The following is a 14,823-nucleotide window of genomic DNA, read 5'->3' as shown; positions in this document are numbered from 1 at the left end:
AGCAAACTAATTAAAGATTAAAACATTTTGACCGACGGAAAGTGTTACAATAAAAGGCAGGTCATATATTAGGAAAGATTTTGAAACTTTTTCCCGTGGATTTCCGTAGATATTTACGTCAATAAGAAAGAGGTGATACGAATGAGCAAAACAAAAAAGGTGATGGCTAGTATTTCAGCGACAGCTTTGGTGATGGGATTGGTAGGATGCAATAACAACCCACAGGCCATTCCTGACCGGGATTGGGATCAGGATCCTTCTGGCAGTGAAGGGGAAGATTGGAGCTCCGAGCAGACTGAAGAAATTCCTCCAGTACCAGAAGGCACCGATTGTTCTGACTGGGAATGGGACAATGAAGATGGGGTTTGGGAATGTGATGATAATAATTCTCCGTATTTTGGACATTACTTTTTCGCAGGAATGTTCTTTGCAAACCGATCTTTACTCTATAAGAGCAATGACTATATGAAATACAAACAGAGCCCGGCATTCAAAGGGGCAAGATTGGACAGCAATTATAAAAATACTTCGCCAAAGGGCAGTTCAGGATTCGGCAGCGGATCAAGAAGCACTACTGGCGGTTAAGGGAGAGAAACAATGACAAATTTATATGTAAGCTTTGCCGCTTACCTAGGGCTTGGATTGGTATTGCTAACCGCAGGTGTCGGTTTATTCGTGCTGGCTACCCCGAAAATCAAGGAATTTGAACTGATTGGCAAAAGAAATATTACTGCCGCTCTTTCGCTTGGCGGAAAAATGTTGGGTCTTGCAATCGTGCTTGGCGCAGCTGCAGAATATTCGATTTCCCTGCTTGATATGGCTATTTGGGGATCTATTGGGATTTTTACGCAAATCATCGTTTTCTTTGTTGCTGAGGTAGTTACGATCAAATATAGCCTGCAAAAAGCAATCGAGGAAGACAACCGATCTGTCGGTGTCATTCTCTTCTCACTTTCCCTAGCTGTAGGCTGGATCGTTGCAAAGAGCCTTTCTTATTAGGAGGAAAAGCTTCTATGAAAAAACTGACTTACTTCATTCATGATAGTAAAGGCAATTATGAACCATTTTATGAATATTCTATCCCAAACGTCGGGTTAGACGAATTTTATGCCCGACAGCTATGCACTTATTTTATTATTAAAGGGACTCAGTACGAACTAGTATCCAATGAGATGGCTGGTGATGAAGAAATACTGGTGCTTGAAGAACGAGGCAAGAACAATTCCGTCCTGGATGAAAAGAACTATCGGGGAAAAGGCATTCATGTGGAATTCCGTCGGTACAGGGAGAGTGAAAATTATAAATTGATTACGGCAGTTCCTTGCCGGACTCATTTAGATGTAATTCGCTACCTATTGAAAGATATCATCGATGTCCCTGGCGGAGGTCAAATGGCTGTCACCTCAACCGAAGTGGATGAAGACAGGGGAGTTTACGTCCTTTATGTAAAAGCCATTGGTGAAAACGACATGGAATAGGAGGCATTCCATGAAATCCTACAGAACAAAAAGAGAACATTTTTATAGTGGAATCAAGAATTTTTGGCCTGATCTATATGGAGAGGAATACGCTTTATACGATATTTCAACCATCAATCATAAGGAAGCAGAGGCCATTAGGATATCCACGGAGCGGATCGGAAAGATATTTTTTAAAGTGACTGATCTCCTGAGGAATGTAGACCTGGATACCTTAAGAGAACTGGGGTATCCGGGTGAAACGCTTGACTTTATACGACTAAAGACAATGAATATGGAAAGTGTCATTGCAAGGCTTGATCTAATTAAAACTGAAAATACATATAAGTGCATCGAGATTAATTCTGATACTCCTACATTCATTAAGGAATTATTCAGTGTAAATGGGGCTGTGGCTAATCAATTTGGTTACGGAAATCCAAATGAAGGATTCGAAGAGCAATTGGCGAGAGCCGTTAGGACTGCCGTTACTGCTTCAGCCAAATGGCTCAATGAGATAGAGCCATATATCGTGTTCACTGCGCATGAAGACAATATTGAAGATAGAAATACGGTTCTATATTTGCAGGAGCTTTATGGTTTACCTTCGAGGTTCATTGCTCTGGATAAACTAAGGATCGTACCAGGGAACGGACTATACGATCAAATGGGGCGCAGGATTGATATCCTTTACCGGCAAACGTTTCCGATTGAAGGGTTGATAATGGATGAAGACGAAACAGGAAATAAAATCGGACTGTGGCTTCTTGAGCTTGTAAAGACAAAGAAATTGGCGATTATCAACCCACCTGCTGCTTTTTTATTGCAGAATAAAGCTGTCCAGGCCGTGATTTGGGGTTTACATGAAAATAATGCCGCTTTTTTTACAAACGAAGAGCATAAATGGATCGAGGACTATTTCCTGCCAACCTACCTGGAAGCAGAGCCCTTTCATGAAAAACAAGTATCATATGTTAAAAAGCCGATTTTCGGAAGAGAAGGAGATACAGTCCAAATATTCAGCTCCACTGGTAAGTTGTTAATGGAAGAAAAACATAAAACCTACATGGATGTGCCATCTATATTCCAGCAATATATTGAACTGCCGACTGTTTCATATCATTCAGAAAAAGGGAAACAAAGTGGCCACATTCTTACGGGGAGTTTTCTGGTGAATGGTAAAGCTTCAGCGCTTGGCTACCGTGTCGGTGGGAAGATCACAAACAACCTGTCTTGCTTTTTACCAGTTGGATTGGCTTAACAGAAAGGAGGTCAACCATGTGGATTTTACAACGGTTGTTTACAAAACTGCTTAAAATCAGCCTTTTAAAGATCACCTTGATTGTTCTTGGAGTAATCCTACTAAGCAGCCTGATTATCAAGACACTGGAACCAGACACTTTTCCCAGGTACCTAGATGCTGTCTGGTGGACAATGACCACGGTTGTGACGGTTGGTTACGGTGATTACTCACCCAGCAGTGATATCGGCAGGCTTTTCACGATGTTCTTGCTGTATACGGTTGGGATTGGTGCGATGGGTATTATCATCGGGAAGATTTTTGATAGTCTGACTTTGTATAAAAGAATGAAGGAGGAAGGGAAGTTGGCTTATAAAGGTAAGGATCATTATATACTGATCGGTTCCTCCAAAGATAAACTAAAGAATGTTGTCGAGGAAATCCTGAACTCCAATAGTAAATGTGATATTGTCATTGTCGATCATAGCAATGAATCGCCAGTCCAGCATGATCGTGTACATTTTGTCAGTGGAAACCCTGCCGAGGAAGAAATATTGATGCAAGCAAATATCCTTGAATCAAGATCTGTCGCAGTCTTCACTGATGACAAGATTGATCTTCCAGAATATGCGGATGGAAAAACTTTGCTCATTGCTTCAAGGGTAGAGCATATCTCTAAACAATTCAATAGAAATATTTATACCATTGCAGAAATTATGAAGGAAAAACATATCGCCCTTTTCGAACATGCAAACATCGATGAATTTATTTTGTCGAATGAATCAGTATCCAAGCTCATGGCTCAAGCAGCGATCTTTCCTGGGTCGAGCAAGCTGTTTAAACAGCTGCTTAGTAATATGGAAGGTGAAAACCTCTATAAAATTGAAAAGAAGCAGCATTGGGCAACCTATAAACAAGCGGCAATGGAGCTTTTTGACCTGGGAGCAACACTCATATCGGATGGTCATGCACTAGACATAGCACGGAAACATGATGAAGGAATCCCAGAAGGTACGAAAATGTTTGTGATTTGCGATGATGAAACCTATAAAAAAATAACCAGTAGTTAAACCTTTCCTAAAAATATTCTTATTTGAGTTTAAAATGTTTTAGGAAGGATATAATAATCACGCAAGGTTAAATTGCAATTTTTTTAATCGCTAGGAGGCAACAATTGTGGAACGTGGTAAGGTAAAGTGGTTTAACAGTGAAAAAGGCTTTGGATTCATTGAACGCGAAGGCGGGGAAGATGTATTTGTACACTTCTCAGCGATCCAGGGCGAAGGGTATAAATCTTTAGATGAAGGACAGGAAGTTACATTTGATGTTGAACAAGGCCAGCGTGGCCCTCAAGCGACAAACGTACAGAAAGTCTAACTAAGGATCTCTAAAACAGACTCAGGTTTACTGGGTCTGTTTTTTTTGTTCTTTTCTAACATTGGTGAATTTATATCAGATTGGCTTTGAATAGTGTCCTCAATCCCAAAAAAATAACACATCCCTGATGTGCCAAATTAAAATCCAAAAAAGGAGCTTATTATATTTCGCTTTTTGAATTTCTTTAAAGTGTGACCAGGCGTTAATGAGAGTTTGTTTGCCTCCTGTGTCACTGTTTCTCGTTGAGCAGCAGCTTCCTCCATGCTTGTGATCACTTCGGTCAGCCGCGCTACTTCTTTTTGCAGTTCCTCAATTTCTCTGCGGTGCTGGAGGAGTTGATAAGAAACTACTTCATCAGCCTTTCTGTCCAGCCTTTTTTCGATTTCCTCCATGCGTTTCATCAGCTTTCCCATTGGCAAATCTGGTTTCACAGCTGGTATAGTCGCTTTTCTGTGCTTTCTTCCCTTTACTTTTAAGTCTTGTAACAATACCCCACTATTAAGCTGGTCTTTAATGTCCTTTAAAACCTCGATGCTCTCCTCAGAAAACTGATAATGACCCAACTCTGTTCGCTCCATTTGAAGGTTTGCCTGTTTCACCCACCGCTGAATCGTGCTGGGAGAAACTCCGAGCAGCTTTGCGACTGCGCTAGTATTCATCAAAATCCCTCCTTGTTATAGTGAAAAATTCGCTTTATCTTGTCCTTTTCCTTTCCTTATGACAAAACTAGTTGGCTTTCGGCAAAGAAAGTGTTCAATCACCACCAAGTATTTTTTAAGGATAGAGACCTTGAAATTATTGTGATAAACAGTCGAATTTTGATAATTCTTATCTTTTTTTAAGAAAATTGCAAACTATCCATGGTAAACGATGGTAATATTAGATTAGTGATTTGAAGGGTTGGGAAATTTGTGAAAAATAAATCTTTATTAAAAAAGCTTGTGGCAGCATGCCTTCTCATATCAATGTGTTATGTAGGTTTCCTTCATTACAAAATTGTTGAAAACTCTAAACTGGATGTGCCAAAGAATGCTGATTATCTAATCATTCTTGGAGCGCGTGTAAAAGGTACAGTTCCTTCGCTCGCTTTGCAATACAGAATTGACCACGCAGCAAGGTACTTAAAAGAGAACCCCAACACGGTTGCGATTGCCTCTGGCGGCAAGGGACCAGGAGAGGATATATCTGAAGCAGAATCAATAAAAAGGGAACTGATGGGATACGGAATTGACGAATCAAGGATTCGGCTCGAAGATCAATCGACTGATACATATGAAAATATTCGTTTTTCAAAGAAATTTATACCTGAAGAAGCAGAAAGCGGGTTATTAGTGACAAATGACTTTCATATTTACCGAGCAAAGATGATCGCAGATGATGAAGAATTAAAAATTGGGGGGTTACCCGCAAGGACGCCGATTCAGGCATTATTGAAGTCCTATACAAGAGAATACTTAGCACTAACGAAATATTTTATCATCAGTCTATTCAGCTAGTAAAAGCACTAAAATGAAATGAGGTGTACATATGAACATTCTGGGGGCTTTTTTAAATTTATTGGCTTGGAGTGCAATTCTTATTCTGGCAAGGCGGATATATAGTAAGCAGGATGTAAAACCGATCATATGGAAGCTGGTAATCGTTATATTTGTCGGCTTATTCTCTTTTTCTATTAATTTGCCATATATGGACCAACAGATTAAACTAGCCATCCTGCCTCTTGGTGTATGGATTTTATATGGAATCTATTCACGGAAAAATGAAGGCATAAGCTGGGATCAGTATCGGAAATATGCCTGGTTAGGATTCTTTGCGAATTTCATCTTTTTAGCAGTTTCACTAATCAGTCCACTAATTCATTCGGCTATATTTCCAGCAAATGAGATGTCAACCTATCTATCGGATATCAATAAAGGGAAGATCATTCAGACGCATCCTTCAGCGGACAGTAAGATATTAGACAAGGATTCTCTCCGTATTCAAATGGACAGGTTCAAGGAAGAACCTGTATATAGTGAAAAATGGTACTACGAAGCCTTTGAGTCTGCCGGTGAACTTTCAAAAGCTGAAGAAAGGTTCCCATATCAGCTTACAGGAACGGAAGCAAAATGGGGGAGCGGTATCGATCCTATGATTTTTATTGAACAAGATGGAAAAGGGATATTAGTCTCAACTGGCCAAAAGCAAGTATACTTCCGTGCCGAAAAATCTTTGCTGAAGAAGGAGGATTAGCTTCATGCGCAAAAAGGTGTTTGTGCCTCTCTTACTTATACTGTTTCTGATAACTGTCGGACTTTTATATTGGTATTATCTATCTCCTCCAGCAGCCTTTCCTGAGCAGGAGGAAATAAAGGCTACCTTGAATGATCCGTATAACAGAGTTGGAATTGCGGAAATACAGGACACGATTTTTCTTGATGATAAGCATGTGTATATCCCTTTCATTACAGAAGAGGAAGGCCATGGTATAAGTTTTTGGGAGTGGGAGAAGCATGAGTGGCAGTTATCAAGCTATTCTACAGGGAGCACACCGCAAATCTGGAAGATAGATGCTGATGATCCGTCATCACATTATATTATGTGGAATTTCCATCCGGAGAATAATCTGGATTATTTGACGTTATATTTGATTAAAGAACGTGGTTTTTCCGTCAGTGAAGGGAAGCACCATTATGGTCCAGGAATACAAATGGATTTCAGGACAGAGGTTGGGGAGAGGTCCTATGGCTATACTGCAATTCCTTCGGAGTGGCAAGAGTATATGGAAGCTGAAAATAATATGATGGCAGCAATGGTCCCTGATTCTTTTTTTGCTGACTTTTTTCCACCGCCTCAACATTATTTTGGCTGGCAATCAACAGGAACTGACGGGTCCACTGAGTATCCTTCTTACCCAAACAATAATGGTTTTGGCCGTGGTGGTTCATCAACTGAACAGCTTCGGTTTTTAGGAGAAAATGATATATTTCAATGATTTATTAAGCTCCAGTGGTTACACGAAGCTCCTGATACCTTTTCAGGAGGTTTCTTCTTTAAATGAAACCATTTTGCGAAAATCTTCGTATTAATAGGGGAACCTTTGAAAAAGAAACCGAATAGATAGGGAAATCATATTAAGGTTCTAAACGATGTAAAAAGGGTAAGTATGTAAAATATTGTGATAAAGGAGAAACAATTAATGAATGTTAAGCACTTGATGAAAATCTCGGTTGTACTAAGCCTGTTTGTTTTCGCTCTCGGTATCTATACTATTCCTGCATTGGCTTCGAATGATAATGACGAAGATGTCATTAATGAGAAGTACGGTCCACCCATTGTAGTTTATGGTGAAGCACTTTCTGATAAGCAAAAAGATGAAGTCAGGAGCTTGCTTGGAGTCAAAGACTCTTCAAAAGTTAAGGAGATTGTTGTTACTGGGAAAGACCTAGTAACTTATATAGACGGCGATGAACATTCGAATATGTATTCATCTGCCAAGATTACCAGGAAAGATACCGGAGAGGGGCTTGTAATTAATCAGGTCACTCCAGAAAATATCACGGAAGTAACGGACGAAATGTACGCAAACGCCCTTTTGACAGCGGGAATCGAGGATGCCATTGTAGATGTCGCTTCACCAGTCAAGGTAACCGGACACTCCGCTCTTGTGGGAATCTACAAGGCATATGATGAAGGCGAAGGAACAGCCCTTGATAAGGATCGCACGGAAGTTGCCAATCAAGAATTGAACCTGGCAACAAAACTAGCAAAAAAAGAGGGACTCGATCAGGATAAAGTTAGTGAACTGCTGACAGAAATCAAAAAAGAAATTGCTGCTCAAAATCCAGCGTCAAAAGAAGAAATCGAAAAGATTATCGATGAAAAGCTGAAATCGCTCAAAATTCAGCTCAGCCCTGAAGACAGACAGCTTCTCGTTGACTTATTCAATAAAATGCGCGATTTGAACATCAATTTTGACAATGTTAAGACTCAGTTAGAAAATCTCTCTACTGATATTCAAAAAAGAATAGAAGAAGCAGTTGGAGACAAAGGGTTTTTGGAATCAGTCTCAAATTTCTTTAAAGAGCTCATCGAGAGCATCAAGAATATATTTTCTTAGAACAGAGGATCTTCCTCTGTTTTTTTGAAATCGTATATGATAGCGAGGGGACTTAATATGAATATCCGGCAAGCTGAAGAACGAGATACAGAGAAATTTGCACAACTTATTCAATATGTTGAAAGTACAACGAAATTCATGCTGTTTGGTCCAGGTGAAAGAAAATACAATCCTGAAGCACAAAGGAAAATGATACAGGCTTTTACATCTGAAGGGAATTCAACTATTTTCCTGGCTGAAGTAGATAGCGAATTGGCAGGCTATATCATTGCGAAAGGCGGAAGTGCAGTCCGAAATAAGCACTCAGCTTATCTTGTTATTGGAATAAAAGAAGAGCATCGAGGCAAAGGGATTGGTACAAAACTCTTTGAAGAACTTTTTAGATGGGGAAAAAAAATTCAGCTTCACAGACTTGAATTAACGGTTATGACAGATAATAGGGCAGGTATCGCGTTATACAAGAAGATGGGATTTGAAATAGAAGGAACTAAGAAAGACTCATTGGTAGTGGATGGCCAGTATAAAGATGAATACTATATGGGGAAAATTCTCTAGGTCATAAATAAATACAAGCTGGACAAGCATGAAAACCGTCTGGGTCCACAGGGAGGGCCAGACGGTTTTATAAGAATAGAACATTGTTTATTGTTGCAGCGCTTCCCATTCTTCCCTCAACAATCCCATTTTTATTGAATCATAGTATTTCCCATTATAAAGTCGGCATTTCCTGATCCGTGCTTCTTCCACCATTCCCAGTTTTTTGCCGACGGTAAGCATCCTGGAATTTCCGGACCAGGTTGTAAAACCGATTCTTGGTATAGGGAAGGTGTCAAAAAGGTGTTCAATCCATAATTTCAATGCATCTGTTCCATAGCCGCCATTCCAATATTCTGGAAGGTAAATGACAATTCCGATTTCTAGCCATTGTGAAGATTCGTGTTCCCAGTAATATGTCACCATTCCGATAATTTCATCTTCTACTTTAATAAGGTACTTTCTGTCATATCCCTGGTCGATGAGGTTCGACATTTGTTCCTTGAACTTGTCAAGGGGTACTCGTCTAAGAGGGTAGTAGGGTGCATCCCATTTTTTCCATTCAGGATGTTCGTCATTGTGGATCAACTCCCACCATGTGTCCAAATCCTGTTCCTTAATCTTGCACAAAATGACCTGTTCACCTGATAATAAATCCGGTGTTTGCATTTTCCGTACCTCCTTAATAGATATGAGGCTAGACATTTATTATTTCTAATTCTCTTTTATTCTAGTATTTCCTGCGATATATCAAAAATACAAAAAATGTTCAAATTCCCATATAAAAAAGAGACGCTGATTACAGCGTCCCTTTAGTTAGTTGCTTCATCATCTATAAAGGCATTTTCATCAACTGCGAAGAAATTTAGTCCAGCGGCGATTGCGAAAGCTCCTCCAAGTAATGCGAATGTAGTAATCATTATGTAATCGCTCCTGTCATTAATTGTTTTTGTTTTGTTACTACATATATTCCCGAAGTAAAAGCTATTAAACATATTATTACGAAAAAATGACAATTAAATTAAATTAAATAAATTTAATTCTATTGGAGGATGCTGTATGAAGTTATCAAGTAGAAAAATGACGAAAGAGTCTGCAATTGACGTTTTAACCTGGTATTATGATCCGCCTTATGATTTGTATAATAATGTGGTTACTGATGAAGCGATTTGTGAATTACTTAATGAGGGATATACAGCGGTAGTGGATGAGAGAGAGGAATTGATTGGGTTTTATTGCAGCGGGCAAGCTGCCCAGGTTCCTGCTTTAAAAGAGTCAGGTGCGTATTCTAAGCCAGCTGTTGACGTAGGAGTAGGATTGCATCCTAAGCTTACTGGGCAGGGGTACGGTACTGTATTCTTATCATTCATTCTTAATGAACTGGAAGGTTTAAATCCAGATTCGACCTTTAGGCTGACTGTAGCTAAATTTAATAAAAGGGCAATTAGACTTTATGAAAACATGGGTTTTAAAATGGAATGTGAATTCAAAACTGAAAACAATGAATTCTTTACAATGGTAAAGTGGTGAAAAAGTAATTCGTCAATGCGTTTGGGCAAATTGGGACTTTTTAATAAAGTTAACTATAAATAATTTGAAATTGTTAAATAATCCCTATATAATGAAAAAGCTGTGTGAAATTATGGTTCACATATAGCGATATATAGATTGAAGGGGAGAATAAAAATGAAGAAGTTTTTGATTTTACTTTCAGCAATCACATTCGCAATCGGGTTGACTGCATGTTCAGCAGAAAAGGAAGAAGCACAACCTGAGAAGAAAGAAGCAGAAAAGGCTGCAGAGCCTGCTGCTAACCCAAAGAGTGTTATGTACAAATTCTACATGAGTCTTGTAAGATCTATCAACGAGGCTGATGCTGATCTTAATGCATACGAAGGTGAAGAAGATCCAGAAGCACAGGCAGAACTAAAAGCCGCAGCCAGTGAATCTGCTGCTGCAGTTGCTACTAAGGTTGAAGGACTTGAAGTCCCAGCTGAATTGAAGGATCAAAAAGCGGACCTTGAAGCTGCACTTTCCGATATTGCAGAGTCATACAAGCTTAAATCAGAAGAGCTTAAGAAGGATGCTCCAGCTTTTGAAGCTGCTGATGAAAAGTTCACTCAAGGGGAAGAAAAGATTGGCGCGGCATTTGAGAGCGTTGACTTGAAAAAACCTTCTCTTGCCAAGGAACTGTAAACCGAAACAAGAAAAGCTGGGCCATATCATATGGGCCCAGCTTTTCTTTGTCTAAAGGATCTATATCATTCACCAGTTTCATCAGCAGGTTCTTTAACTCCATTTTTCATGTTGAAGTACGCATCCATGACAGCACGGCCGATCTTTTTATTCGCTCCGTGGTCAACACTGCCTTGATAAGCCCAGGGAACAACGACTGCCATGGCGATTTCGGGTTGATCGGATGGCGCATAGCCAACAAGGCTAAGGTTCATCGTTGAAATTAGTTTTTCACCTGGTACCCGGTACTGTCCGTCATAGAACGCCTCTGCTGTTCCAGTCTTGCCAGCAGGGGAGTAGGTTGCTGTGCTGAAGTATCGATAGGCAGTTCCACCGGACTCTTGCATAACTTTTTTGAAGCCGATATGGACTCTATCAAGCCATTGTTTCTTTATGCCAGCATCGTTGAGGACATTTGGTGAAAAGGCCTTATATATTGGTCCCAGCTCTTCACCATCTGCAGAAGGTTCACGGATTTCCTTTACAATCCTTGGCTGGATGCGATAACCTCCATTGGCGATTGTAGAGATATACTGGGCAAGCTGCATATTTGAATACGTATCATATTGACCAATGACCAAATCGAGTACTTTACCAACTGGACTATTTGGTCCCTTTGCACCAGTTTGTTCATTTGGCAGGTCAATTCCTGTCCTGATGCCAAGGCCGAATGATGCGAAGGAATTTCGAATCGTATCCCATACCTTCGGATCAAGATTCAAAGGTTGTTGATAACGATAAACACCCTTTCCAATTCGGATAGCAGTGTGGAACATATAGACATTGGATGACAACTTCAAGGCCTCGATATCATTGGGTGTTCCTAAATAAGCATATGATTTTTTGATAGGAGTCCCTTTTATATCAAGAGCACGGTCATCAAACCTAGTAGATGAATTGATTACGCCTGTTTTATAGCCAGTCAAAACTGTCGCACCTTTGACGACAGAACCCACGTTAAAGGTTTTACTGATGTTGCCAAGTGCGTCATCTTCCATGGTCATTTCTTTCGTTTTTTTATCTTTTACGATTTTTTTTCCTGCCATTGTCAATATTTCACCAGTGTTCGGATCCATCAAGACAACATAAGCACTATCAAGGAGAGTTGTTCCCGGTGACCTTTTGGCAGCCCATAGTTCTTTTTCGATAATTTCCTCTACTGCAAGCTGAAGGTCCATATCAATACTTAGAATTAAATCTTTTCCTCGCTGGCCTTCTGAAACTAATTCTTTTTCCAATAGCTCACCTGATTTATCTGTCACATTCACTACTCTTTCTTTCTTGCCCTGGAGTACATCCTCATACTCCATTTCAAGATTGCTTTTTCCGACGCGGTCATTGAGTGTATAGCCCCGCGACAGGAAATAATCTAGTCTTTCAGCAGGAAGCCCTTCACTGCTAGTTGTGATTTTTCCTAGCACAGGTTTGAAGGCCTCTTCAAAATTATATTGGCGATCCCAGTCCATAGTAGCATTAACACCAGGGAGCAGTGATAGATTTTCATTTACCACCGCAAATTCTTCTATTGTAACACCCTTGTTTTTAATAATTTGCGGTACAAATTTATAACCGCTGTTCATGATTCTGAAAATGGCGAGCTCTTCTATTTCCTGCTTAGATAGCTGATTCAGGTGATTTTTCGTAATTCTGTCAATTTGCAATTTATATAGATCTTTATCCTCAAGTTTTTTATTTCTAAAAAGTTCCATTTCTTTATCTTTTATTAGCTTTTGTGCTTCTTCAGGATGCTTAATCATCCAGAAATCCTTCATGTCTCTTTCTCGGACCTTATCGGTTTCTTTGTCAATGAGTTTGGCCAGTTTTGCGGCAACCTTGAGCATTTCCTTTTGGGAGACTCCATTATTCGTATATGTAATGGCATTCAGCGGTTTGTTATCGACAATCAGCTTGTGATCTCTGTCCAGCATTCTTCCTCGCGGGACGGGGTTATTGACTGTCACATCTTCCTTCCTGTTAATTTCGCGTTTATAATCTTCTCCATGGACAATTTGCACGATGCCAAGACGCAGTACCAGCAATGAAAAGAGAAGAAAGACTGAAAAGAACAAAATATTAACCCTTATAGGTGTTGTATTCTTTTTTTTAGGCAATTTATCTCACATCCTATGAAAATATAAAAACCAGCTATTACCATAAGTTTACGTAAAGATTTACTTCATTGTAAAGGTTTTCCTGCAAAATAAAAGGAATCCTTATTAATAAGGATTCCTTGATGAATCATAAAGGTTCTTCCGGAATGATTATATTGCTGTTTGCATTCGGTATCTTTCGCTTTTCTATATTGATTTCGTCAGAGGAGTAGATTAGCACAATCATTTTTCCCGGATATGATTTAGCCCTGATTAGGATCGGTTGATTGTATTTGTTTTTGAATGTGAAATCTGGACCATACCAACTTACTGTTGCATCTCTGCCCGGAGGAACGTAGGGCACTTGTTTGCTATGGGAATATCGCTCCAGTATTTTCAAACCTGAGCGGTCAGCAGCGTTAAAGAGCGTTGATGACACCTGGCAGATGCCTCCGCCAATACCCTCAGTCAGTTCACCTCTGACAATGATGGGAGCAGGCTGGTAGCCTTTCTGGGCAGTCCGTTTGCCGACAACCTTATTGAAGGAAAAGGTTTCCCCGGGAAAAACGACATGGTTATTGATCGCTTCTGCAGCAAGGTTAATGTTATGCGTCCGTTCCTTGTTTCTGCTATTGAAATAGGTTATATAATGGCCAATTAAATTTGTCCTGATGTTGGCGATAATTTCGCTGTCGACCTTTGGGTAGACAGGTAAAGTAGGGATTTCTATTCGTGAGTGGTGTTGTTCGAAAAAACTCTTGGTGAAGCGCTTCTTGAACTTTTTTTCATCGAGTATGTATCCTACATCTTCTGGAATGATCTTCCCGTAATCATCCAGACCGGCATTGGCCGGATCCTTCCTGATCTGGAGAGACAGCTGTTTATTTAAAGTTTCCAGCATCGTGTGATTAAGGATTGGATACCCAAACCATGGAATTGTAAAATCAGAGCGCTGTACTTCTGCAACAGGTTCATCATCCCATATCATATCGATTTCATCATGGTTATTAGCAGTGCTGCTAGAAAGAATAAATCCAATTGTCAGTAACCATTTCATTAATTCCACCTCCCGTTATATTATGGATAAGGAGATTGAGTTTAATGTATTTTGGGATTGATGGTGTTTAATGGAAAGCAAAAAAGGAGTTCTTCCTTTTTTAACGAATAAAAATAGGATCATGATTATGCATTTGCAGGAAGGGATAAAGTATGAAGATTAATTTATCATTATTATCAATGGCTGATGCCAAAGCATTATTCGAATTTGAAACAGAAAATAAGGAATTTTTTGAGGAGTTTGTACCTCCCAGGCCTGATTCTTATTTCATTTATGCAAAATTCATCCATTTCCTGGAGATACTGTTAGAGGAACAAAAGGATAAGAAGTCTCTGTTCTTTTTAATCAAAGGCGAAAATGGAGGAATTATTGGTCGGATTAACCTAATAGATATTGACTGGCCCACCAAAACAGCTGAAGTGGGATATCGAGTTGGAAAGAATGATATTGGCAAGGGATCAGCTGTCCAAGCTCTTGAAATGCTTAAATCAGAGGCTATACTTTTAGGAATCGAAAGGATAAATGCGAAAACAACCGTTGATAATATACCTTCTCAGAAGGTTTTGGAAAGGTGTTCTTTTCAGAAAGATACAGTAGAAAAGGATGAATTTATACACTATACGGTAGCACTCTAGTTCACTTCTAGAGTGTTTTTTTTATGAAAAAGACTGATGTCCAAAATTTTCTAAATAACCATTGAGTTTTATGTTATATTTTGTGTAAAATTACACTAT

18 protein-coding genes are annotated in these 14,823 nt (G+C 39.5%); 14 read left to right on the top strand and 4 right to left on the bottom strand.

From position 1 onward, the window contains the following. Positions 1 to 141: 141 nt before the first annotated feature. The 6 genes from LGO15_RS13860 to LGO15_RS13835 all read left to right on the top strand — a co-directional run bounded on the left by LGO15_RS13860 (position 142) and on the right by LGO15_RS13835 (position 4,074). On the top strand, positions 142 to 585 hold the full coding sequence (locus LGO15_RS13860; RefSeq protein ID WP_209437964.1) for an aminotransferase yhxA: 444 nt from the start codon (positions 142 to 144) through the stop codon (positions 583 to 585). Between the two features lie 12 nt (positions 586 to 597). Continuing rightward, entirely contained in the window at positions 598 to 999 is a 402-nt protein-coding gene (locus LGO15_RS13855) for a DUF350 domain-containing protein (protein WP_167832594.1), read from the top strand. A gap of 14 nt (positions 1,000 to 1,013) precedes the next feature. Then, on the top strand, positions 1,014 to 1,478 hold the full coding sequence (locus LGO15_RS13850; RefSeq protein WP_226085075.1) for an RNA helicase: 465 nt from the start codon (positions 1,014 to 1,016) through the stop codon (positions 1,476 to 1,478). A gap of 10 nt (positions 1,479 to 1,488) precedes the next feature. Next, positions 1,489 to 2,718: a glutathionylspermidine synthase family protein gene (locus LGO15_RS13845; protein WP_226085074.1), complete on the top strand. Its 1,230-nt coding sequence runs from the start codon at positions 1,489 to 1,491 to the stop codon at positions 2,716 to 2,718. A 17-nt stretch (positions 2,719 to 2,735) separates the two neighbouring features. Next, positions 2,736 to 3,767, top strand: coding sequence for an ion channel (locus LGO15_RS13840; protein ID WP_226085073.1), 1,032 nt, complete (start codon positions 2,736 to 2,738; stop codon positions 3,765 to 3,767). 106 nt (positions 3,768 to 3,873) lie between these two features. After that, complete coding sequence (locus LGO15_RS13835) at positions 3,874 to 4,074, top strand: cold-shock protein (RefSeq protein WP_101641882.1); 201 nt, start codon at positions 3,874 to 3,876, stop codon at positions 4,072 to 4,074. A 137-nt stretch (positions 4,075 to 4,211) separates the two neighbouring features. Here the strand turns inward: LGO15_RS13835 and LGO15_RS13830 are convergent, their stop codons facing one another. Next, on the bottom strand, positions 4,212 to 4,733 hold the full coding sequence (locus LGO15_RS13830; protein ID WP_167832598.1) for a MerR family transcriptional regulator: 522 nt from the start codon (positions 4,731 to 4,733) through the stop codon (positions 4,212 to 4,214). Between the two features lie 252 nt (positions 4,734 to 4,985). On the opposite strand from LGO15_RS13830, the gene LGO15_RS13825 reads away from it, so the two are divergent. From LGO15_RS13825 to LGO15_RS13805, 5 genes are all read left to right on the top strand, one after another. Next, positions 4,986 to 5,570: a YdcF family protein gene (locus tag LGO15_RS13825; RefSeq protein WP_226085072.1), complete on the top strand. Its 585-nt coding sequence runs from the start codon at positions 4,986 to 4,988 to the stop codon at positions 5,568 to 5,570. A 31-nt stretch (positions 5,571 to 5,601) separates the two neighbouring features. Further along, on the top strand, positions 5,602 to 6,306 hold the full coding sequence (locus LGO15_RS13820) for a hypothetical protein (RefSeq protein WP_167832599.1): 705 nt from the start codon (positions 5,602 to 5,604) through the stop codon (positions 6,304 to 6,306). 4 nt (positions 6,307 to 6,310) lie between these two features. After that, positions 6,311 to 7,048: a hypothetical protein gene (locus LGO15_RS13815; RefSeq protein ID WP_226085071.1), complete on the top strand. Its 738-nt coding sequence runs from the start codon at positions 6,311 to 6,313 to the stop codon at positions 7,046 to 7,048. 204 nt (positions 7,049 to 7,252) lie between these two features. Further along, positions 7,253 to 8,173: a DUF1002 domain-containing protein gene (locus LGO15_RS13810; RefSeq protein ID WP_226085070.1), complete on the top strand. Its 921-nt coding sequence runs from the start codon at positions 7,253 to 7,255 to the stop codon at positions 8,171 to 8,173. A 57-nt stretch (positions 8,174 to 8,230) separates the two neighbouring features. Next, on the top strand, positions 8,231 to 8,728 hold the full coding sequence (locus tag LGO15_RS13805) for a GNAT family N-acetyltransferase (RefSeq protein WP_226085069.1): 498 nt from the start codon (positions 8,231 to 8,233) through the stop codon (positions 8,726 to 8,728). An 87-nt stretch (positions 8,729 to 8,815) separates the two neighbouring features. On the opposite strand, the gene LGO15_RS13800 is transcribed toward LGO15_RS13805, so the two are convergent. Beyond that, positions 8,816 to 9,376: a GNAT family N-acetyltransferase gene (locus LGO15_RS13800; protein WP_226085068.1), complete on the bottom strand. Its 561-nt coding sequence runs from the start codon at positions 9,374 to 9,376 to the stop codon at positions 8,816 to 8,818. A gap of 390 nt (positions 9,377 to 9,766) precedes the next feature. On the opposite strand from LGO15_RS13800, the gene LGO15_RS13795 reads away from it, so the two are divergent. Then, on the top strand, positions 9,767 to 10,237 hold the full coding sequence (locus LGO15_RS13795) for a GNAT family N-acetyltransferase (protein ID WP_167832603.1): 471 nt from the start codon (positions 9,767 to 9,769) through the stop codon (positions 10,235 to 10,237). Positions 10,238 to 10,393: 156 nt separating this feature from the next. Then, positions 10,394 to 10,903 (top strand): hypothetical protein, encoded by a 510-nt coding sequence (locus LGO15_RS13790; RefSeq protein WP_167832604.1) that lies wholly within the window; start codon positions 10,394 to 10,396, stop codon positions 10,901 to 10,903. Between the two features lie 65 nt (positions 10,904 to 10,968). Here LGO15_RS13790 and LGO15_RS13785 read toward each other — a convergent pair whose 3' ends face one another. Continuing rightward, on the bottom strand, positions 10,969 to 13,053 hold the full coding sequence (locus tag LGO15_RS13785) for a peptidoglycan D,D-transpeptidase FtsI family protein (RefSeq protein WP_226085067.1): 2,085 nt from the start codon (positions 13,051 to 13,053) through the stop codon (positions 10,969 to 10,971). Positions 13,054 to 13,180: 127 nt separating this feature from the next. Further along, the gene (locus tag LGO15_RS13780) at positions 13,181 to 14,089 is read right to left on the bottom strand and encodes a VanW family protein (protein ID WP_226085066.1); all 909 of its coding nucleotides are present in this window, start codon (positions 14,087 to 14,089) and stop codon (positions 13,181 to 13,183) included. A gap of 152 nt (positions 14,090 to 14,241) precedes the next feature. On the opposite strand from LGO15_RS13780, the gene LGO15_RS13775 reads away from it, so the two are divergent. After that, positions 14,242 to 14,724, top strand: a complete 483-nt coding sequence (locus LGO15_RS13775; protein WP_226085065.1) for a GNAT family N-acetyltransferase — start codon at positions 14,242 to 14,244, stop codon at positions 14,722 to 14,724. The last annotated feature ends 99 nt before the right edge of the window (positions 14,725 to 14,823 follow it).

Origin of the sequence: Mesobacillus sp. S13, from assembly GCF_020422885.1 — a bacterium.
GTDB lineage: Bacteria > Bacillota > Bacilli > Bacillales > Cytobacillaceae > Mesobacillus > Mesobacillus selenatarsenatis_A.
This window is presented reverse-complemented; position numbering and strand designations above follow the sequence as displayed.